The 22,517-nt window shown below is 44.9% G+C and carries 17 protein-coding genes; 12 read left to right on the plus strand and 5 right to left on the minus strand.

Annotated features, from left to right (window positions below; genetic code table 11):
* Nucleotides 1–129: 129 nt before the first annotated feature.
* Nucleotides 130–1,092, plus strand: a complete 963-nt coding sequence (gene trhO, locus ACTJKG_RS00705; RefSeq protein ID WP_440738072.1) for an oxygen-dependent tRNA uridine(34) hydroxylase TrhO — start codon at nucleotides 130–132, stop codon at nucleotides 1,090–1,092.
* A gap of 187 nt (nucleotides 1,093–1,279) precedes the next feature.
* Here trhO and ACTJKG_RS00710 read toward each other — a convergent pair whose 3' ends face one another.
* Nucleotides 1,280–1,483, minus strand: coding sequence for a hypothetical protein (locus tag ACTJKG_RS00710; protein WP_172337713.1), 204 nt, complete (start codon nucleotides 1,481–1,483; stop codon nucleotides 1,280–1,282).
* Between the two features lie 172 nt (nucleotides 1,484–1,655).
* On the opposite strand from ACTJKG_RS00710, the gene ACTJKG_RS00715 reads away from it, so the two are divergent.
* The 5 genes from ACTJKG_RS00715 to ACTJKG_RS00735 all read left to right on the plus strand — a co-directional run bounded on the left by ACTJKG_RS00715 (nucleotide 1,656) and on the right by ACTJKG_RS00735 (nucleotide 11,849).
* Nucleotides 1,656–4,547, plus strand: a complete 2,892-nt coding sequence (locus ACTJKG_RS00715; RefSeq protein ID WP_440738073.1) for a ligand-binding sensor domain-containing protein — start codon at nucleotides 1,656–1,658, stop codon at nucleotides 4,545–4,547.
* Between the two features lie 260 nt (nucleotides 4,548–4,807).
* A complete protein-coding gene (locus ACTJKG_RS00720; RefSeq protein WP_440738074.1) occupies nucleotides 4,808–7,867 on the plus strand; it encodes a SusC/RagA family TonB-linked outer membrane protein in 3,060 nt (1,019 codons plus the stop codon).
* 11 nt (nucleotides 7,868–7,878) lie between these two features.
* Nucleotides 7,879–9,363, plus strand: coding sequence for a RagB/SusD family nutrient uptake outer membrane protein (locus tag ACTJKG_RS00725; RefSeq protein WP_440738075.1), 1,485 nt, complete (start codon nucleotides 7,879–7,881; stop codon nucleotides 9,361–9,363).
* A 101-nt stretch (nucleotides 9,364–9,464) separates the two neighbouring features.
* Nucleotides 9,465–10,817: a glucoamylase family protein gene (locus ACTJKG_RS00730; RefSeq protein WP_440738076.1), complete on the plus strand. Its 1,353-nt coding sequence runs from the start codon at nucleotides 9,465–9,467 to the stop codon at nucleotides 10,815–10,817.
* Between the two features lie 234 nt (nucleotides 10,818–11,051).
* Nucleotides 11,052–11,849, plus strand: coding sequence for a prolyl oligopeptidase family serine peptidase (locus ACTJKG_RS00735; protein ID WP_440738077.1), 798 nt, complete (start codon nucleotides 11,052–11,054; stop codon nucleotides 11,847–11,849).
* A 189-nt stretch (nucleotides 11,850–12,038) separates the two neighbouring features.
* Here ACTJKG_RS00735 and ACTJKG_RS00740 read toward each other — a convergent pair whose 3' ends face one another.
* From ACTJKG_RS00740 to ACTJKG_RS00755, 4 genes are all read right to left on the minus strand, one after another.
* Nucleotides 12,039–13,133: a hypothetical protein gene (locus ACTJKG_RS00740; protein WP_440738078.1), complete on the minus strand. Its 1,095-nt coding sequence runs from the start codon at nucleotides 13,131–13,133 to the stop codon at nucleotides 12,039–12,041.
* A 90-nt stretch (nucleotides 13,134–13,223) separates the two neighbouring features.
* Nucleotides 13,224–13,439: a DUF2442 domain-containing protein gene (locus ACTJKG_RS00745; RefSeq protein ID WP_440738079.1), complete on the minus strand. Its 216-nt coding sequence runs from the start codon at nucleotides 13,437–13,439 to the stop codon at nucleotides 13,224–13,226.
* A 139-nt stretch (nucleotides 13,440–13,578) separates the two neighbouring features.
* A complete protein-coding gene (locus ACTJKG_RS00750) occupies nucleotides 13,579–14,304 on the minus strand; it encodes a YebC/PmpR family DNA-binding transcriptional regulator (protein WP_172336157.1) in 726 nt (241 codons plus the stop codon).
* A 152-nt stretch (nucleotides 14,305–14,456) separates the two neighbouring features.
* The gene (locus tag ACTJKG_RS00755) at nucleotides 14,457–15,407 is read right to left on the minus strand and encodes an NAD-dependent epimerase/dehydratase family protein (RefSeq protein ID WP_440738080.1); all 951 of its coding nucleotides are present in this window, start codon (nucleotides 15,405–15,407) and stop codon (nucleotides 14,457–14,459) included.
* A 944-nt stretch (nucleotides 15,408–16,351) separates the two neighbouring features.
* Here ACTJKG_RS00755 and ACTJKG_RS00760 point away from each other — a divergent pair.
* The 6 genes from ACTJKG_RS00760 (at nucleotide 16,352) to crtD (ending at nucleotide 22,007) form a co-directional block, all read left to right on the plus strand.
* Nucleotides 16,352–17,359 (plus strand): aspartate-semialdehyde dehydrogenase, encoded by a 1,008-nt coding sequence (locus ACTJKG_RS00760; RefSeq protein ID WP_172336155.1) that lies wholly within the window; start codon nucleotides 16,352–16,354, stop codon nucleotides 17,357–17,359.
* A gap of 80 nt (nucleotides 17,360–17,439) precedes the next feature.
* Nucleotides 17,440–18,225, plus strand: coding sequence for a hypothetical protein (locus ACTJKG_RS00765; RefSeq protein ID WP_440738081.1), 786 nt, complete (start codon nucleotides 17,440–17,442; stop codon nucleotides 18,223–18,225).
* Nucleotides 18,226–18,237: 12 nt separating this feature from the next.
* On the plus strand, nucleotides 18,238–19,131 hold the full coding sequence (locus tag ACTJKG_RS00770) for a LysR substrate-binding domain-containing protein (protein WP_172336153.1): 894 nt from the start codon (nucleotides 18,238–18,240) through the stop codon (nucleotides 19,129–19,131).
* A 335-nt stretch (nucleotides 19,132–19,466) separates the two neighbouring features.
* Entirely contained in the window at nucleotides 19,467–20,021 is a 555-nt protein-coding gene (locus ACTJKG_RS00775; RefSeq protein ID WP_440738082.1) for a type 1 glutamine amidotransferase domain-containing protein, read from the plus strand.
* Nucleotides 20,022–20,126: 105 nt separating this feature from the next.
* Nucleotides 20,127–20,330 (plus strand): hypothetical protein, encoded by a 204-nt coding sequence (locus tag ACTJKG_RS00780; RefSeq protein ID WP_440738083.1) that lies wholly within the window; start codon nucleotides 20,127–20,129, stop codon nucleotides 20,328–20,330.
* A 204-nt stretch (nucleotides 20,331–20,534) separates the two neighbouring features.
* Nucleotides 20,535–22,007, plus strand: a complete 1,473-nt coding sequence (gene crtD / locus ACTJKG_RS00785) for a 1-hydroxycarotenoid 3,4-desaturase CrtD (protein WP_172336150.1) — start codon at nucleotides 20,535–20,537, stop codon at nucleotides 22,005–22,007.
* The last annotated feature ends 510 nt before the right edge of the window (nucleotides 22,008–22,517 follow it).

The raw sequence follows: 22,517 nt of genomic DNA on the forward strand, positions 1-22,517 counted from the left end.
GTTGATTAAGTGAGTGGTTATATAAAAAGCACCTAATTAATTAATCAACTCAATCAACCGCTTAACTTAATCAACAAATTATTATCTTTGCGCCTCATTTAACACCGTTTGCAGCGGTATCAATGGATTATGGCACAATATAATACACTACTGTACTATTGTTATTCAACAATAGCTGATGCGGAGCAATTTGCTGCCGATCATTTAAAATTTTGTAAAAGTTTAGGATTAACCGGTCGCATTATTGTAGCAGCCGAGGGACTTAACGGCACCGTTTCGGGCACTACAGAAGCTTGCAAAACCTATATGGATACCGTACATGCCGACCCGCGTTTTGCCGGTATCGATTTTAAGGTGGATGTGGTGGACACCCCCTCCTTTGTAAAAATGCACGTGCGGTATAAATCCGAGATCGTACACTCGGGCCTACGCGATCCGAATGTGATCAACCCGCAGCAGCAAACCGGCAAACACCTGGAACCCAAAGATTTTTTGGCGATGAAGGACCGCGACGATGTGGTAGTGCTTGACGTACGCTCGAACTATGAGCATTCCTTAGGAAAATTCAAAAACGCGGTAACGCTGGATATCGAAAATTTCAGAGATTTCCCGGAGATGATCAATCAGCTGGCCCAATACAAGGATAAAAAGATATTAACCTATTGCACCGGCGGCATTAAATGCGAAAAAGCATCGGCCCTGCTGCTGCACGAAGGTTTTAAGGATGTTTACCAGCTGCACGGCGGTATCATCAAATACGGTAAGGAAGCCGGTGGCGAGGATTTTGAAGGCAAATGTTATGTTTTTGATAACCGCCTTTCTGTTGATGTAAACAGCGTGAACCCTGTAGTGATATCTACCTGCCGCAATTGTGGCAAGGTTACGCCCAAAATGATCAACTGCGCCAACCCCGAATGCAATGAGCATTTTACCCAATGCGATGAATGCGGCACCAAATTAGAAGGCTGCTGCAGCGATGCCTGCCAAAGCCATCCCCGCAAAAGGGAGTATGATGGTACAGGCTATTATGTAAAAGTACCGCAGCCTGTAAACGTGCAGAAAAAAGGAAAGATACAGTTGGCTGGCGAATAGACTCCCCCGGTTTTTGCCTCGCTTTTTATCTACACGTCATTGCGAGGAGGAACGACGTGGCAATCCCCGATAGGCAGAGCGTCTCTGTAAGTCGGGGATTGCCACGCTGCGCTCGCAATGACGTGTAAGATGGACAGAATCCACCAAACAAAGAACCCCGGTGAGCATCACCGGGGTTCTTTGTTTATTAAGCTTTTTTCTTAGCCGGGGCCGCTGCCGGTTTGGCGGCTTTATAGCGCTTATCGGGCGTTCCGTCTTTCTTTAATTTTACTTTGTTGGCTTTGTATCTTTTATCGGCAGTACCGTCTTTTTTGGTTTGTGGTAACGCGTAGCTGCTAACGGCGCCAAAGCTCATTACAGCGAGCATCAGCATGGTAAATAGTTTCTTCATGTTTGATAGTTTATCTTTGTTTAAATGCAAGCTAAGCAAATAGCTTAGTATCTGCAATAGCCATTTTATGCTTGTTGTAATTACAATTATATAGCGGCTATTGTTTTTTATCCGGCGCTCAAACTGTATTTTCGTACAACTGATCACATTTGGGTATCTGTTATAAAGCACTATGCGTAAAGCTATTTGGATTGGTTTATACCTGTTTTTTACTACAATTTTTTATTCCGGCGCGGTTGATATCAAGAGCATAGGTGTACCTTATGTGCAAAATTATACCAAAAACATATACCAGTCGGGCAATCAAAACTGGTCAGTCACGCGCGACGAGCAGGGTATTATGTACTTTGGCAATGCCGAGGGCCTCCTAAGTTTCGATGGCAAATACTGGCAGCAGCACCACATGCCTAATGATCTGGTTGTACGCTCCGTTCTGGCCGATGGCAAAGGCAAAATATATACCGGCGCCTTTGGCGAATTTGGCTATTGGCAGGATGATAATAAGGGCTTCTTAAAATATACCTCACTGATCAGTCTCGTGCCCTCAAAATACCGGCCCATTAACGAGGAGATCTGGAAAATATACATCGATGGCGACAGGGTGCTGTTTCAATCGTTCGGCGCCATATTTATTTATGCCAAAGGCAGTATTACTGTTGTTAAAGCATCCAAACCCTACCTGTTCCTGTTGCAGGCAGGTAAACGCTTTTTTGTAGAGCAGGTATCGGCGGGTTTGTTTGAGTTGAAGGGCAACCGGCTTGAGTATGTGCAGGGCAGCAATATTTTGGGCACCAGCGGGGTGTTGTCGATCCTCCCGTTCCAGAACAATAAATATATTATAGGTACCGCGCAAAATGGTTTGTTTATTTATGACGGCATCCATATAACCCCCTGGGCCAACCAGGCAAACGACTTTTTAAAAACCTATCAGCTCAATAACGGGGCCATTATCCCGGGTAAATATTTTGCTTATGGCACCATCCTCAACGGTATTGTAATTGTTGATACCGCCGGGCATGTAGTACAGCACATCAATAAAGCCAGCGGCCTGCAAAATAATACCGTTTTAAGTTTATATACCGATAGCGAACAAAACCTGTGGGCGGGGCTTGATAACGGTATAGACCGTATTGAAGTAAACTCGCCGCTATATTTTTACTTTGATAAAACCGGCAGGTTCGGAACGGTTTATGCCAGTATTATTTTTAACAACAAAATATATCTGGGCACCAACCAGGGCCTTTTTTACAGCGACTGGATAGCCGATAACAACCAGCTTTTTCAATCATTTGATTTTAAGCTGATACCGGGCTCACAGGGGCAGGTTTGGGACCTTTCCTTACAGGATGGGCGGCTGCTTTGCGGCCATAATAATGGCACCTACCAGGTAAATGGTAATACCATTACCAAAATCTCGACAATGACCGGGGGCTGGACCATCAAAAAGCTTAACAACAACCTGCTGATACAAGGCATTTACAACGGCCTGGCGGTGTATAAAAAAGACGCGGCCGGTAACTGGGTATTTAGTCATAAGGTAGAGAATTTTGGTGAGCCCTCGCGCTTTATTGAACAGGACAGCAAAGGGCAAATATGGGTGAGCCATGCCTATAAGGGCATTTATAAACTCACGCTGAGCAGCGATCTAAAAAAGGTAACCTCCAGCGTATATTACGACCGCAAATACGGCCTGCCCGGCAGCTATAACGTTAATGTGTTTGACCTGGACAACCACGTGGTATTCTCGTCCGACTCTGGTTTTTATATTTATGACGATATCACCGACCGCTTTTTTAAATACACCCAGCTCAATAAAAAATTGGGCACATTCGCATCATCGGGTAAGATCATCAAAGCGCTGGGTAAACGGTATTGGTTTATCAATCACGGGCGCGTAGCGCTGGCCGACTTTTCGGTACCCGGCAAAACCAGTATCGATACCAACAGATTCACGGTACTTAACGGGCAAATGGTGCAGCATTATGAAACCATTAACCGTATCAATAATTTAACTTACCTCATCAGTATCGACGATGGCTTTGTGATCCTGAACGATGGCGACGCGCTGTTGCCCAGCTCGGTAAAAATTCCACCGGTGCTGATACGCCGCATTGAAAATGTAACCGATAAGGTTTACGTGATCAGCGATATGAACAGCCCCAATAACACTATCGAGATCCCTTACGCGCAAAACAATATCCGTATCGCCTATTCATTACCTTATTACAAACAGGCCAAGGTGAAGTTTCAATATTACCTGGAGGGATACTCCCGGCAATGGTCTGACTGGACGTCGCAAAGCCAGAAAGAATTTACCAATCTTAACCAGGGTACTTATCATTTTAAAGTGAGGGCCAAAATCAATGATCAAAATATATCGGCCATTACTACACTAACCTTTACGGTGCTTGCTCCCTGGTATGCCAGCAAACTGGCTATCGTTTTTTATGTGCTGCTGCTCATTTTGGCCTATTACCTCATAAGATATTATTACCGCCTCAAATTAAAACGCCACCAGCTGCATATACAGGAGAAACTGCAAAAAGAGAAAGAAGAATTTTTAAAACAGGAGGCTATTGCCAACGAACAGCATATCATCAATATTAAAAATGAACAGCTGCAGGCCGACCTTGCCGGTAAAAGCCGCGAGCTGGCCAACTCGGCCATGAACCTGGTTTATAAAAATGAGCTGCTGCAAAAGATCAGCGAAGAAATAGCACACCTTAAAGATAATTCTGGCAAAAAACTGGCCGACGATCAGTTACGACGCATCCAAAAAGTAATTGACGAGGGCATGAATGATGAGCGCGACTGGAACATATTTGAGAAAAGTTTTAACGAGGCGCATGAAAACTTTTTCAAAAAACTCAAGTCCGGCCACCCGGACCTGGTGCCGAATGACCTTAAATTATGCGCTTACTTGCGCATGAACATGAGCAGTAAAGAAATGGCATCACTCCTGAATATCTCTCTGCGCGGTGTCGAGATAAGGCGTTACCGGCTGCGTAAAAAGCTCAATCTGGAGCATGATAAAAACCTCACAGAGTTTCTGATCGAGCTATAACACTACATCATTACCTCTCAAAGTGTTTATAAATGTTTAACAGACAGCGTTTAATGTTGTAGTACACACACAATCAATCCACAGTTGTTAATAATTTAACAATCAGATTGTTATAAACAAAAACAGCTTCACTTGAGAAAGTGTTTTATTCATGATGTATTAATGTTGAGTTAATTTTTTTGATAAACGGGTAATATCTCCTGAGTTTTGTAGAACTAATAAACCAATTATTCTATTCTATCATTTTATTATTAACCACTATGAAGAGATTTTTTACTATTTCGGGGTTAATGTTATTGTTCTTGTTTTCATATGACGCAGCGTTTGCACAAAACGTTGCAGTAAAAGGAAAAATAATCGACAATACCGGTCAGGCCTTGATAGGTGTAACCGTTTCGGTAAAAGGAACAACAACAGGAACCCAAACAGATGTTAATGGCGCGTTTTCCATTAACGCACCAGCCAATGCAACATTACGATTTACCTATTTGGGATATGCCACACAGGAAACCCCTGTTAATGGCCAAACCAGTATCAATATTACACTGTTACCCCAAACCAACGAACTGCAGCAAATAGTAGTTATAGGTTATGGTACGCAGCGCAAGCTTGATGTTACCGGCTCCATCACCAGTGTTAAAGGTGCAGATGTAGCTAAACAGGCATCGCCAAACGCGGTGAGCGGTTTACAAGGTAAGGTTGCGGGCGTACAGATCACCAACAATGGTACTCCCGGCAAATCACCGGATATTACCATTCGTGGTTTGGGTACTATTTATGGTAATACCAAACCTCTTTTTGTGGTTGATGGCGTGTGGTACGATGATATCAGCTTTTTGAATCCACAGGATATCGAAAGCTTCAGCATCCTTAAAGACGCTTCAAGTACAGCTATTTATGGCATCAGGGCTGCCAACGGCGTTGTGTTGATCAGCACCAAACGTGGCGCAAAAGGCGCTCCGGTTATCAATTATAATGGCTATGTAGGTGTACAGGCCGTTACCAACCAGGTAAAAATGGCCAATGGCACCGAATATGCTACCGCAGTAAATGAACTTGTTGCGCTAAACCCCAAATCGGATGGTACTCCAAATCCTCCTATATTCAGCGATCCGGCCAGCTTTGGAACCGGAACCGACTGGTATAAACAGATCCTGCGTAAAGCTTTTATCACCAATCATGAAGTATCTGTGAGCGGTGGTACCGACAAGTACACTTACAACTATTCTTTCGGGTACCTTGATCAGGACGGCTTGGTACAAACCAATAATTACAAACGTTATACTCTGCACCTGTCGAATGATTTTAAATTGGGTAAAGCGGTAAAACTGGGTTATACCGCCAGTGGCCTGTCCAGCACTTCAAGAGATGTGCCTACCACTATTTTTGGTCAGCTGTTTGGTGCAGCGCCAACTCTGCCGGTACGCAAGGCTAATGGCGGCTATGGCGATCCGAATGATTATGGCACAGGCGATGGTAATAACTACAACCCGCAGGCAACCATCGATTTTTACAACCAGCGCTCCAAAAACAAACGCGTTACCTATAATGTATATGGTGAGGTTTCGATCTTGAAAAACCTGAAATTCAGATCAAGCTTTGGCGGTGATGTAAGTCAGGCCGAAGTAAGAACATTCGTACCGTTATATCAGGCAACCGTTAAACAGTTCAGCAATAAAACTAATTTGAATGTTGACCATACCGATGTGCGTAACTGGATATGGGAAAACACCTTAACTTATGATCTTAAAATCAACAACGACCATAAGTTAACCGCTCTGTTAGGCTACAGCGCCCTTGAAAATGTAACCAGGCAAAACGATGCCCAGGCCGATAATGTGCCCTTTTCTTCAAAAGGCAACCTGCAAACATCATTCCCGGATACGGCCAAGGTAAATTACCTGGCAACCCCGGGCAGGCAGATCCGTTCTCGTGCGTTATCACAGTTTGCACGTGTTAATTACTCCTACAAAGACAAATATTTGTTAAATGCTTCTATCCGTCGAGACGGCGCATCGCAATTTTATGGTGCCCATACCTATGGTTACTTCCCTTCGGTAGGTGCCGGCTGGGTGGTTACCAACGAGGATTTCATGAAAGATCAGCAGGTATTCAGCAATTTGAAACTGCGCGGAAGCTGGGGTAAGGTAGGTAACTCTGTAGTACCTATTAATCCAACTGTTCAGGTGATAGCAACAGACCCGTACCTGACAGCCATATTCGGTAATCCATCAGTGGTTTATCCCGGTGCAAGCATCAACAGTATTGTACCGCCATCTATCGTATGGGAAAAAACGGTATCAGCTGATTTTGGTATAGAAGGCGGTCTGTTCTCCAACAAACTAACCTTTGAGGCCGATTATTACAACCGCGAAACACAGGATGCAATCTTTGCTATACCGGTAGCAGGCTCTTTGGGCACCAACAACAGCTCTATCATTGGTAACCAGGCCAGCATCCGTAACCGGGGCTTTGAATTTTTAGTAAGCTGGAAAGATCAGGCATCAAAAGACTTCTCCTACAGCATCAGCGCCAATCTGGGTATCAACACCAACAAAGTACTTAACGTAATAACCGGAAACAACCCGATTTATGATGGCGGTGCCGGTATTGCCAACGGTGCATTTGCAACACGTACGGTTGTTGGTCAGCCTATAGGGCAGTTTTATGGCTATAAAGTAACCGGAATTTTTCAACAAGATCAACCATCAACCGGTGTAAAACAACCAGGGGCAAAAGGAGGCGATTTTATTTACCAGGATACCAACAACGATGGTATTATTGACAGCCGCGACCGTGTAGCACTGGGTAGCCCGCTGCCTAAATACAACTATGGCATCAATACCTCCTTCACCTATAAAAACTTCGATCTGGCTATTGATTTCCAGGGTGTAACAGGTGTAAGCGTGTACAACGCCAATTTGGCCTACCGCTTTGGTAACGAGAACTTCACGCAGGATTTTTATGACCACCGCTGGCATGGCGCAGGCACTTCAACCACTTACCCTTCTGTTAATATTGGCAAAAACTCCAACGCGGCACCAAATTCATTTTATGTAGAAAGCGGGGCATATTTCAGGGTACGGAACGCGCAGTTAGGTTATACTTTACCGGCCAGTTTGCTCAGCAAATGGAAAATATCAAAAATAAGGGTATTTGCAAACGCTCAAAACCCAATCAACATTTTTGGCTATAAAGGCTTCTCGCCCGAGATTGGCGGAACGGTGGGTGATGGCGGCATTGTTACCGGTCGCGGCATTGATACCAGCGTTTACCCATTGTATGCGATCTATAATTTTGGCGTTAGCGTTACTTTTTAATCAATATAAAGATGAAGAACAGTAAAAATTTATTCGTGCGTAAAGCCTTGGTTTTAGGTCTTATTGCATCCACTATATCCTTTCAAAGCTGTAAAAAAAGCTTTTTAGATGTTAACCCGGCTCAAAATACAGCAGCCACGCAGTTTTTTAAAACACAGGACGATGCTACCAAGGCCGTGAACGCCATGTACGCCAACCTGCACGAGTGGAACAACATCGCGTTTGCCCCTATCGCTGTTGAAAGCATGGGATCTGATGATGTAGAAAAAGGCAGTACCGCCAGCGACGCTACCTTTTTTAATGATTACCATAACTTTACCATTACTGCGGGTGATGCCCAGTTAGGCGGTTTCTGGAAAGGACAGTATCAAACCATCAATTTTGCCAACCAGATACTCACCAATGTACCTGGCATCAGCATGGACGAGGCTCTGAAAGCCCGTTACCTGGCCGAAGCTAAATTTATACGGGCCTATGAATATTTCAGACTGGTGAGGGCTTTTGGCGATGTGCCATTGCGCATAACCCTGCCCAAAGATGCATCGGAATATAACCTGCCGCGCACACCTAAAGACCAGGTATGGGCACAGATAGAGAAAGACCTGACCGAGGCAACCACCGTATTACCGCAAAGCTACGCTGCTGCCGATATCGGGCACGTAACTAAAGGCGCTGCTTTAACCCTGCACGCTAAAGTGGCTATGTACCTCAAAAAATGGAGCGATGTGGCTACTTACACTACCGCGGTGATGGGCATGGGCTATTCATTATATCCTGATTATGAGCAAATGTTCAGAACAACGCACAAAAACAACCAGGAGTCTATTTTTGAGATCCAGTGTGCTCTGATACCGAACAACCCTGCCGCCTCAAACTCCCAATACTCACAGGTACAGGGTGTGCGTGGTGTAACCGGTGGTGGCTGGGGTTTTAACGTACCAAGTCCGGAATTGGCTGCGGCTTATGAAACCGGCGACCCACGCCGTGATGCAACCATCATATTCAGGGGCGAAACCACGCCCGAAGGTGATAAAATCCCGGCAACCGGTGACAATCCTATGTACAACCAGAAATCATACGTGCCATTCGCGCTTTATGTATCGGGCTTTAACGAAGGTTGTCAGCAAAACAAGATCGTTCTGCGTTATGCCGATATATTGCTCATGAATGCCGAAGCCAATAACGAGCTGGGCAATTCAGGCGCGGCGCTTGGCCCGCTTAACCAGGTACGTACACGTGCACGTGGTGTAAACGCGGGTGTACTACCCAATGTAGTTACAACAGACCAGGCGGCTTTGCGTACCGCTATTTATAACGAACGCCGTTTTGAATTTGCCATGGAGTTTGAGCGTTACTTTGACGTGATACGCCAGGGCCGTGGTACCGCTGTTTTTGGCGCACGCGGATGGAAAGCCGGCAAAAACGAAGTGTGGCCCATCCCGCAAACAGAAATTGACCTGAGCGGTGGCGCCTTAACACAAAATCCAGGATATTAATTAGTTCGATTGGTTTATTTACCGGCTGTCTGTTCATGGGCAGGCAGCCATTTTAACCCTCTCCGGGTTTTGTCAGTAAGCAAACCGCATATACAATCTACATGAAAAAAATACTGTTAACCCCTTTTTTATTATGCCTGGCCATATACTGTCTGGCGCAAAAACCGGCAATAGCCAGCACCGATACCATTAAACCCGTTGGCATTATCAAAAACCTGAGCGATAATGCCCTGCTGGATGTGGTGCAGCGCCAAACCTTCCGTTATTTCTGGGATTTTGGTCACCCGGTGAGCGGCCTGGCCCGCGAGCGCAGCAATACTTCTTTTGACTATGGCAACGAGGTGGTAACCACCGGCGGATCGGGTTTTGGCATCATGTCTATCATCGTAGCCGATAGCCGCAAATGGATAACGCATGAGCAGGCGGTTAACCGCATGGTTAAAATTGTAAACTTTTTATATAAAGCCAACTCCTTCCATGGTGCTTTTCCGCACTGGCTCAATGGCGAAACCGGTAAGGTGATTCCCTTCGGCCGTAAGGATGATGGCGGCGACATTGTGGAGTCGGCTTATCTTTTCCAGGGCTTGCTTTGCGCCCGTCAATACTTTACAGCCAATACCCCGCAGGAGCAACGCATCCGCGACGTGATTGGCTGGATGTGGAGTGAAATGGAATGGGACTGGTACACCCGAGATGGCCGCGACGCCCTGTACTGGCACTGGAGCCCCAATAACGGATGGGCCATGAACTTCCCGATACATGGTTTTAACGAATGCCTGATCACCTACGTACTGGCCGCCTCGGCACAGCGCTACCCCGTAAGTGCCGATGTATACCACAGAGGATGGGCCCAGAGCGACTTTTTTAAGAATGGTAAAACATTTTATGGCTTTAAACTGCCTTTAGGTTTTGATTACGGCGGTCCGCTTTTCTTTTCACAATACTCCTTCCTGGGCTTAAACCCAAAAGGGTTAAAAGATAACTATGCCGATTACTGGGAGCAGAACAAAAACCACACCCTCATTAATCACGCTTATTGTGTAGATAATCCCAAAAAATTTAAAGGCTATGGCGAAAACTGCTGGGGACTTACCGCCAGCGATAATTTCGAGGGATACAATGCCCATTCGCCTACAAACGACCTGGGGGTGATCACACCAACGGCGGCGCTGTCGGCATTTCCGTATACGCCAGAGTACTCTATGAAAGCCCTGCGCCATTTTTATTATGACCTGGGCGATAAGATCTGGGGCGAGTACGGTTTTGTAGATGCCTTTAGCGAATCGCATAACTGGTACGCCAAATCATACCTGGCCATTGACCAGGGACCGATCATCGTGATGATCGAAAACTACCGTACCGGCCTGCTCTGGAAACTATTCATGAGCTGCCCCGAAGTACAGCATGGCCTTACCAAACTGGGTTTTGAAAGCCCGGCGATAGCGAAAAAATAAAAAGTAAAAACCGATTGTCATTTCGACTGGAGGGAGAAATCTTATACATCCTGCGAGATTCACCTTGCATATCTTATAAGATTTTTCGCTACACTCAACGTATAAGATTTCTCCTCGTACCTCGTTCGAAATGACATGAGTGATGAAGTAATAAAAAATATTAAAAAAATGTAGATCAAAAGGTATTAAATTTGTTTAACAACTATTGAATTAAACAGATCTTAAACATAGCCCATGATCCACAAAAAATTTATACTGGGAATGCTAAGTTTACTCTTAGCATTTTCTTTTTCGGCCCGTTCCCAAAATCTATCTTCTTTTGACCGCGGCAGCTACGCCTTAAAAGGCGATACTTTACCTTACCGCTTACTGTTCCCCAAACATTTCGACCCTAACAAAAAATATCCGCTGTTATTTGTACTGCACGGTGCGGGTGAACGTGGTAATAATAATGAGTCGCAATTAAAATATGGCCCATCGCGCCTGTTGCAGGACAGTGTGCGCGAAAAATATGAAGCCATTATAGTTTTCCCGCAGTGCCCGGCCAACAGCTACTGGTCAAACGTACAGCAGGAAACCGATCCTGCTACACAAAAACGCAAATTCGTATTCCAGGTAAATGAACAACCCACTATAGCTATGCACTTACTCATGGGGCTGGTCGACCAGTTTTTGGATAAACCTTTTGTTGATAAACACCGCGTATATGTAGGCGGTCTGAGCATGGGCGGCATGGGCACATTTGAAATTATTGGCCGCGAACCCAAGATATTTGCCGCGGCCTTTGCCATCTGCGGTGGCGACAATACGCTGAACGCTAAAAAATACGCCAAAAAGGTACCGCTGTGGATCTTCCATGGCAGTAAGGACAGTGTTGTTCCGGCCGATCACTCCGAAGTGATGGTAGCTGCTATTAAGGAAGCCGGTGGTAACCCTAAGTTTACCCTTTACCCAGGCGTTGACCATAACAGCTGGGATTATGCCTTTAAGGAGCCGGATCTGTTTAGCTGGCTGTTTTCGCATAGTAAATAGAAGCTAACAATCTCTCCACGCGTCATTGCGAGGAGGAACGACGTGGCAATCCCCGATTAGCAGGGAGCCTCTGTAAAGTAGGGGATTATTAATATTGTTAATTGTTTTTTCAAGGTATTAATGAGCTCCCTACGGTCGGTTATCCACACTATGCAATCGCAATGACGCGTGGAGAAAACATACTATCAGTTATTCTTCAGTTGGCTTCGGCGGCGTTTTTTTTACATTAAACCTGGGCTTAAACCCAAGTTTGGGAGCAGGTTCTTCCGCAGGTGGAGGAGTATCCATTTTATCTTCCGGCTTTTCTTCTGGTGCCGTTTCTGCTTCCGCAGGTTTTGGTTTTCCCATACCTGGGTTAAACCTCGGTTTAAAACCTAATTTGGGAGTAGCGGGCTCGGCAGGTGTTGCAGGCTCTTCTTTTATCTCCGGTTTTACTTCCTGCGATTCTTCTGCCGCAGGCTCGCTTTCAGCAGGTTTTGGCTTCATCATGGCCGCGTTAAACCGAGGCTTAAAGGCTGGCTTTGCCGGAGTGTCGGCAAGTGGCGCAGTATTTTCCTCTTTCGCTTCGGGCTCTTTTGGTGATTCAGGCGTTTCCTCAGTTGGTTTCGGCTTCATCATAGCGGCATTAAAGCGGGGTTTAAATGCCGGTTTGGGAGCATCAGCTGGTGGTGTAGTATTTTCTTCTTTCGCTTCGGGCTTTTCTTGCGGCTCTGCGGTAGTTTCATCCGCAGGCTTGGGTTTCACCATAGCGGCATTAAAACGTGGTTTAAATGTCGGCTTTGGAGCGTCGGCTGCTAATGTAATATTTTCTTCTTTGGATTCGGGCTCTTTCTCTGGCTCTGTCGCCCCCTCTTCTGGCTTTGGCTTTACCATGCCTGGATTAAAGCGGGGTTTAAATGCCGGCTTGACAGTGGTTTGATCAGCAGCAGGTGTAGTTTCGTCTGCTTGGGTTTCCGGCTTTTCTTCTGTAGGTTTGGCAATTCCACCAGCCCTGAATTTGGGCGCGAACCCCAGTTTAGGTGATGGCGCCGCTTGCTCTGTAAGGCTTTCGGTAATGGTTTGCTCAGCCAGAGGGTTCTCTATCCTTACCTTTTCTGTTTTTATTTCTGGTGCGGCCGGGAACTGTCGCCTGAGTTTATTGAACCAGTATTTTTTGGTATGGTCGAAACTTTTTTCGCCCATTTGCTCAAAGTGCGTTTTAAATTCAGAAAACAGCGACCGCTCACCCTGTTCAAGGGCCACCAGATCGATCTTCTTTTTTTTAAAAAACTCTTCGAAAGTCATATTCTTTTCAGACTATTAGAAACAAGAATCAGGAATCAAGATAAATATGGAGTTCGTCTTGATTCCTGACTCTTATCTCTTGCTTCTATTTTAAAAATTCACGTCCAGATCAAGTTGATTAAAGTGGATGCCTTTATCGATTTGTTTCCAGTCATCCCGCTCCTCGTCGGTAGCGTTCATCAGTTTCGGGAACCATTCCAGCGGAAACGCCTGTTGCTTGCCATCCGGTTTTTCGACAAAAAGCAAGCCGTTGGCAAAAGTTACTTTTACCTTTTTTTCTTCCTTACGTGAACTGAATAGAGGCATTTTTTAATTAAAAAGTTAAAATTCAAAAGTCAAAAAGACGTCGGCTTCGCTTGGTTCGCGATTGCTTCGTCGCCCCTCCTCGCAATGACATATTTTTTATTTTAAAGCCCTCTCCCTTTAGGAGAGGGTTGGGTGGGGCTTACTCCGCCATATTGTGATAAACCGCCTGTACGTCGTCGTCCTCTTCCAGTTTATCTATCAGTTTCATGATATCGGCCACCTGCTCTTCGGTAACTTCGTGGAATGATTGCGGCACGCGCTCCAGTTTTGCCGATTTTGGTTCGATACCCAGTTCCTCCAATGCTTTTTGCATTTTACCAAAATCCTCAAACGCGGTATGGATCACACCAATGTCTTTACCTTCTTCATCGGCCTCCACAAAAAGCTCTTCCAAACCGGCATCAATCAATTCAAATTCCAGCTCTTCCAGGTCGCGGTCGCCCGGCTCAAAAGTAAATACCGATTTGCGGGTAAAAATAAAATCCAATGAACCGGTTTTACCTAACGAACCACCGGTTTTGGTAAAATAGCTGCGTACGTTGGCTACCGTACGGTTGGTGTTATCGGTAGCGGTTTCCACCAATACGGCTACTCCGTGTGGTGCATAACCTTCGTATACAATTTCTTCGTAGTCTTTTTCGTCGCGGCTCACGGCTCTTTTTATAGCAGCCTCCACACGATCTTTTGGCATGTTTACCGCTTTGGCATTTTGTACCGCGGTGCGCAGGCGCGAGTTGGTCGTAACATCACCACCACCGGCTTTCACGGCCATCACAATCTCTTTGCCTAAACGTGTAAACTGCACGGCCATTTTGGCCCAGCGTTTAAATTTTCTTTCTTTGCGGAATTCAAATGCTCTTCCCATGTTTTTAGTTCATTGTTCATGGTTGATGGTTCATAGATCAACCTGAGTATTTATAACTGCTTACCCAATTGGGGTAAAGTGGTTAAATATAATATTTGTTTTATATAAGTTTCAAACCCTTAGCTTTTTGCTTTACGCTTTCGGCCTTTAGCTTATAGGGTGTTTTTTAAATTAGTTAACATATCATTGGCCATGGCTGCCAAATCATATTCCAGTTTCCAGCCCCAGTCTCTTTCGGCATAACTATCATCAATTGATTTTGGCCAGCTATCGGCAATGGCCTGCCGCGGATCGTTTTCGGCATAGCTGATCTCAAAATCCGGGATCTGTTTTTTGATCTCCTCGACCAGTTGAGTCGGGGTAAAACTGATACCCGCCAGGTTGTAGGATGAGCGGATGGTGAGCTGCTCGGCCGGGGCATCCATTAAGGATATGGTGGCCCTGATGGCATCATCCATATACATCATCGGCAAAGCGGTATCAGCCGATAGAAAGCTGGTATACTTTCCTTTTTTTAGTGCCTCGTGAAATATATGCACGGCATAATCGGTGGTGCCGCCGCCCGGATTGGCCCGCCAGCCAATGAGGCCGGGATAGCGGATACTGCGCACATCGAGCCCGTATTTGGTAAAGTAATATTCGCACCAGCGTTCGCCGGCCAGTTTGCTGAAGCCGTAAACGGTGTTAGGATCCATTACACAATATTGCGGCGTATGGAACTGCGGCGAATTTGGCCCGAATACCGCTATAGAGCTTGGCCAAAAAACTTTGGCGGTTTTAAACTCCACGGCAAAATCAAGTATGTGGATGAGGCCGGTCATGTTCAAGTCCCAGGCCAATTTTGGTTTTTGTTCACCTACGGCCGAGAGTATAGCTGCCAGCAGGTAAACCTGTGTAGGGCGGTGTTTATCAAATATGTGGTGCAGATTGTCCTTATCCAGCACGTTCACCAGCTCATATGGGCCGCTGTGGCGTATGGCATAACCCGGATCATTGATATCGGATGCTATAACGCTTTCGGCGCCGTGTATCTTTCGTAAAGCAACAACCAGTTCTGTCCCTATCTGGCCGTTGGCTCCTATCACTAAAATCTTTTCGCTCATGTATTTTTGAGTTTAGGCAAAGGTAAAAATTTCTTGTTAGGAGAGTAGTTGATTAGGTTAGATTATGTGAGTGGTTAATTTGTGGTTTTGAATAGTTCGGGAGCCGCTCCTGGCCGGGGAGTTGATTAAGATCATTATTGGAATGAATTGTGGTTTTGAATAGTTCAAGACCCACTCTTGGCCGCGGGAGGGCCAGTTACTTTGTGGCCACAAAGTAACCAAAAGGCTTTCAGCAGAGAGGCTTCTTTGCCGCACTTGGCCTTTGCCCTGCAAAGCAGGCAGAACCAGGGCTGCAATTATTTTGCCCTACTTCGTTCGCGCAATCCCAGCGGCGCTTCAGCAAAAACTTGCTATGCCCCGCAGCCGCACAAGCCACCATTGTTCTGCCCGCTTTCGCCCGAAGCTTATCTGCTGACGGGAAAAAGAAGGGAATCTTTTACAATATGTTTGTCATGCTGAACGGAGTGAAGCATCTATTAAACGGTATGCATTTTAAGAATAGATCCTTCGTTCCTCAGGATGACAAATGAGTTTAATCGAATAATGAAGAAATCATGTAATCCTACAATCCGAAAAATCATGGTTCAGACAAAATTCAGTAATTCACTAAATCACTAATTCAATAATTAAACTGCGATAGCAGCGGATACCGGTTTCGTGCCTAATGCCTGCAGCCCTATGAGCGGATAGCGCGGGCCGGAGGCAACGCCATATTGCAGATATGAGAATCAAGAGATAAGAATCAAGACAAAAGGGAAAACCAAGTCCATAATTCAATAAATTGATAATTCAATAATCATATAAACTACCAATCTGATAGATTAAGTTCAATTCCTCGAAAAAAAATCGCATATTTGGAGTTTAACATTTTAATATATAACAATTAAACAAAATGAAACCTCCGATGGAAGCTTCATTATAGATCAAAAACAAATAACAACAAAATGAAAGTCGCAGTAGTAGGTGCTACAGGATTAGTAGGCACCAAAATGTTGCAGGTTCTTGCAGAACGCAACTTCCCCGTTACAGAATTAATTCCCGTAGCTTCAGAGAAAAGTATTGGTAAAGAAATTACTTTTAAGGGTAAGCAGTTTAAGGTGGTTTCTGTTGAGGATGCGATTAAGATGAAGCCGGACGTAGCGATTTTCTCGGCCGGCGGAAGCACTTCATTACAGCAGGCTCCTTTATTTGCGGCCGCTGGTACAACTGTTATTGACAATTCATCGGCATGGCGCATGGATCCTACCAAAAAACTGGTGGTGCCCGAAGTAAATGCCGATGTATTGACCGCTGATGATAAGATTATCGCCAATCCGAATTGCTCTACCATACAAATGGTTGTGGCTTTAAAACCACTGCACGATAAATACAAAATTAAACGCGTAGTAGTTTCTACCTACCAATCGGTAACCGGTACCGGCGTAAAAGCTGTCGACCAGTTATTTAACGAACGTAAAGGTATCGACGGACCGAAAGTTTATCCTTATACTATCGACCTGAACGTGATTCCGCAGATTGACGTTTTCACCGAGAATGGTTATACCAAGGAAGAAATGAAAATGATCCTGGAAACCAAAAAGATCATGGGCGATGATAGTATTAAAGTTACTGCTACCACTGTACGGATCCCGGTTATGGGTGGCCACTCAGAGTCGGTTAACATTGAGTTTGTTAACGATTTTGACCTGGCCGAAGTACGTGAGTTGCTGGCTAAATCGCCAGGTATTGTTGTGGTTGACGATCCTGCCAACCTGAAATACCCGATGCCGCTTGATGCGCATGATAAGGATGAGGTTTTTGTAGGCCGTATCCGCCGTGACGAAACCCAGGACAATACCCTAAACTGCTGGATAGTATCAGACAACCTGCGTAAAGGTGCTGCTACTAACGCCGTGCAAATTGCCGAGTACCTGGCAGCTGCGCATTTGATCGGTCAGCCGGTTGAAGCATAAGTAGAATAATTTAACTTAGATAATATTTTTAATAGGGATGATCGGTTGATTATCCCTATTTTTATTGCCGAATGTTTCCCATGAAAACCATTAAGCTGATAGTTGTTTTCTGCTGTTGTTTAGCTTCAGCCCGTTTGTTTGCACAGGATAGTCCGCAGGCTATTGAAGGCGATCTGCTGCGGATATTGAAGAAAGTAAACTATTACGGCGCGCACAAAAAGGAATGGAAAGCGATGGATTCGCTGTTGAAGCAAAATAAAATATTCGCGTTTAAACTTAAGTATTATACTTCCAAATATCCTGCTACCATTAACCAGCCTTTTACCTCATTGATTAAAGAACGTTTGGTGATAGCTACTTCTGCCGATGGCATTTTCCGTACCTATTCCTGGAACACACAACTGGGCGTTAAAGGTAGCTTTGATATTTATAACGTATTGCAATACAAAAACGCAGGACAAACGGTTTCGCTGTTAAAAATGGATACTATTGGTAAAAAAGGATACGTGTCCCTCTGGTACCCCAAAATATACACTTTTGCTACTGCCGGCAAAGTCTATTATTTAGCTACCTATAATTCGGTTTATTCGGCTACAAAAGCCGGACAGGGCCTGAAAATATTTACTATTGATAAAGGAAAGCTCATCAGTAATCCACCACTGATCAAAACGCCGACCGGGGTGTACAGCCAGCTGCATTATGATTTTGATGTGAGCTCCATAGCCGACTGGCCATCATACCCGGCCATTTATTTTGACAAAGCTACACAAACTATCCGCACGCCACTGGTTGACTATAATCATAAAATGACCCATAAACTGATCACCTATAAATTCAACGGACGCTTTTTTGAGAAGTTAAAATGATAACTTAGCCAAATGATATCCTTTGCTCACCGTGTGTTTATGGAAGTGGCTGCTAACCTGAGTTTCAGTAAGGCTGCACAGGTGCTGTTTATTACACAGCCTGCCATCAGCAAACACGTTAAGGCGCTGGAAGATCAATATAAAGTACCCTTGTTTGAGCGTAAGGGTAACAGCATTTTACTTACCGATGCGGGTAACAAACTCAACGAATACCTGCAACAGGCTACCGAAATTGAACGCAAGATAGAGTATGATCTTTCTGTGCTCAGTAACCTGTCGCAGGCGGCGGGGCATTTGCGTTTGGGGGCCAGTACTACTATCGCCCTGTATATTTTGCCTTCTATACTTTCGGGCTTTCAGCGTGAGTATGCCAATGTGGATGTGCAACTGGTGAACCGAAATTCAGAATATATCCTGAACGCCCTGCTTAACCATGAGGTGGATATTGGCATCATCGAGGTGGATAACAAGCTTACCACGGTATCTTATACGCCATTTATGAGCGATGAGGTGATACCGGTATGCTCGGCTAAAAGTCCGCTGGCGGGTAAATCGCTTACACTAAAACAATTGTTAAAAACGCCATTGGCGGTACGGGAACGCGGTTCAGGCACATTGAATGCGGTGTTAAAATCGCTTTCGGCCCTGCATATCAAACCGGCCGATCTATCGGTAAAGATCCGCCTGGGTGGTACCGAGGCTTTGAAAAACTTTCTCCTGGCCGACCAATGCCTGGGCTTTATGCCGCGCCCGTCCATCATCCGCCAATTGGCCGAAGGTGACCTGGTAGAAGTACCCATTGAAGGCCTGAAGATCACCCGCGATTTCTTCTTCATCCGCCGCAAGGGTACTGAGGATTATGGTCTAACCAGCAATTTTATCAATTTCGCCCTGGGGCATAAGTAGCCCTTCACCCGAGCCCTCTCCAAAAGAGAGGGAGCTAAAACCAGTATTCATTTTTAACCAGCACAAGGCAAAAAGTGGGTTTACATGGTTTACACTTTTTAGGGTCAATACAACCACAAAGTATTCATAGTCAATAAATTAAATCAAATAGCATCCCATAAACTGGGTTTACATGTAAACCATAAAAAATGGCGTTAAGTAGCCGTTACCTGTGACTACTAACGGACATAGGGCGGAGCTCTCCTTTATTTTCAAATAACAAAAACCATCCGCCATTCCACCTGTAATTATATTATACTTAATTTTTATAATTTAAAATTAAATTAATATTTATTATGGCAAGTTTGAGTAACAGAAAAGTAGCGATCCTGACTGAAGAGGGATTTGAGCAGGTAGAATTAACAAGCCCTAAACATGCACTGGAAGCAGCCGGTGCAACCGTACATGTGATATCGCCCAAAAGCGGCACTATTAAAGCATGGGATAAAACCAACTGGGGTATCGAGATAAATGTAGACCGGCAATTGAGCGAAGTTAGTCCGGATGACTATGACGCGCTGGTATTGCCCGGCGGTGTGCTCAATCCGGATAAACTACGGCAAAATAAAGATGCGGTAGCCTTTGCGTCGGCATTTTTAGATGAAGGTAAACCTGTAGCCGCTATATGCCATGGCCCGCAATTATTGATAGAGACTGGGTTGATCAAAGGGCGAAGGTTAACATCCTACCCTTCGTTGCAAACCGATCTTAAAAACGCCGGAGCCGACTGGGTTGATGAAGAAGTAGTGGTTGATCAGGGCCTGGTGACCAGTCGCCGACCGGCCGATCTGGATGCGTTTAATCGCAAGGCCATTGAGGAGATAGGCGAAGGTGTACATCATGACGCTTGATAAGTTAACTTTATCCCTATAAATAAAGGCGCCCTTGATAAACAAGAGTGCCTTTTTAATTTCAATACTTATCATTTAACTTTGGGATAATAAATGTAATAAATCATGATATCGCTTATCCCCGTAAAATATCTGTTGTCATTAGGATTGTTCCTGCTGGCATTAAGCTTTTTTGTTAAATTCATATACAAATCCGAATCAGATGCTCTGGATGGCTTTTTAAAAGGTATCAGCATAGGCATATTACTTTTATACCTTGGCCAAAGTTTAAACAAACGTAAGAAAACAATAACCGATAAATCCTGTTGAGTATTTATACAGGCTTATGATGCCGAGTTTGTCAACCGGGCACGCTGTGAAGCATGTTCCATAATCATTCAGGACAAATTCAGTACAATAACCTAACTGGGGGTAGAATCATTCGTGATTCTGCCCTTTTTTATGACATACGCCAATAATAAAAGTTGCCTCCTTCAGAGGGATATATAGAGAGGGCTTTTTTATCTTTACCCTATGCCTGTAAAAAAAGCGTTGATCATTGGTGCCGGTATCGCTGGTATTGCCACAGCCATCCGGTTGGCAGTAAAAGGTTACCTGGTTGATGTTTTCGAAGCCAATAGTTATCCAGGCGGCAAGCTATCCGAGTTTGAGCAAGATGGCTTTAGGTTTGATGCCGGGCCCAGCCTGTTCACCATGCCACATTATGTGGATGAGTTGTTTGCCCTTGCCGGTAAAAACCCGCGTGATTTTTTTAATTATGAACAACTGGATGTAGTTTGCCGGTATTTTTATGAAGATGGTACCAGCCTGAATGCTTATGCAGATCAGGAACGTTTTGCTGCAGAGGTAAGTCAGCAAACTGCAGAGCCCGTTAATTCCGTTAAAAAATATTTAAAAAACAGCGCGAATATCTATAGTATTACCAATCATGTTTTTCTGGAGCGATCATTACATCGCTTAAAAACCTATTTACAATGGGATACGGTGCGCTCTGTTTTCAGGTTTCCGCAGATAGATGCCTTCCGTGCTATGCACACCGCCAATCAACGTTTTTTTCAGGATAAACGCCTTACACAATTTTACGACCGCTACGCCACCTATAACGGATCAAACCCTTATACCGCCCCGGCTACCCTGAATGTGATCCCGCACCTGGAGCAGCATTATGGGGCCTATTTCCCGCATGGTGGTATATATAGCATCGTGAGTAGCCTGGTAAAACTGGCTGAATCACTGGGGGTAAAATTTCATTACAACGCCCTTGTTGAAGAAATCGTCCTGGAAAAACAAATTGCCAAAGCCATCAAAATAAAAGGAGAATTGATACCCGCCGATATCATCGTATCCAACATGGATGTGTGGTTCACGTATCACAAACTGCTAAAGCAACATCCGCACCTGTTTCCTAAAAAGATATTGAGGCAGGAACGCAGCAGCTCGGCCCTGATATTTTACTGGGGTATCAAGAGGCAATTCGCGCAGCTAAACCTGCATAACATCTTTTTCAGTAAGGATTATAAAGCTGAATTTGATCATATCTGGCAGCAAAAAGATATTTACCACGATCCAACAATATACGTTAACATCAGCTCCAAATACAAGCCCGATGATGCCCCGCAAGACTGCGAAAACTGGTTTACCATGATCAATGTACCCGCCAATACCGGGCAGGATTGGGAAAGCCTCATCAGCACCGCGCGCCAAAATATAATAACCAAACTGAGCCGCCTTCTGGGCGAGGATATAAATCCTCTGATCCTATCCGAAAGTATCCTCGATCCACGCAGTATCGAAAGCAAAACATCATCGTACCAGGGCTCGTTATATGGCACCAGCTCCAATAGCCAGTTCGCGGCATTTTTACGGCATGCCAACCGGTCGTCGGCCATCAAAAATCTGTATTTCTGCGGCGGCAGCGTGCATCCGGGCGGGGGTATTCCGCTTTGCCTGCTTTCGGCCAAAATTGTAAATAATTGGATTGGTTAATTAATTATTGAATTAGTGAGTTGATTTTTCGCTTTTGCCTTGATCCTTGTCTTTAATAAGGGCGTTACCTTCGGCCCGGGCTATCCGCTCATACTGCACAGGCATTAGTCACCGGCCGGTATCCGCTGCTAACGCAGTTTAATTATTGAATTAGTGAGTCAGTGATTTCTGAACCATGATTTTCCTGATTAATGGATTGGTAGGATTTCTTTTTATAGCGCAACAGAACCTTTGATCAATTTTTCTTTTTCCCGTTAGCAGAACAGCTTCGGGCGAAAGCGGGCAGAACAATGGTGGCCAAGCGCCATTGGAGGGGCATAGCAAGTTTTTGCTGAAGGGCGGGGTAAGAGCGAACGAAGTCGGGCAAAATAATTGCAGCCCGTGGTTCTGTCCGGTTTGCAGGGCAAAGGCTTTGTGCGGCAAACAAGCCTCACTGCTGACTTGATTTATTCGTTGTTGTTTGTTTTTTATTGGTACTCATTATCTCGCTACGCTCGGTCTTGGTTACTT

Origin of the sequence: Mucilaginibacter sp. 22184 (assembly GCF_052045695.1) — a bacterium.
Taxonomy (GTDB): domain Bacteria; phylum Bacteroidota; class Bacteroidia; order Sphingobacteriales; family Sphingobacteriaceae; genus Mucilaginibacter.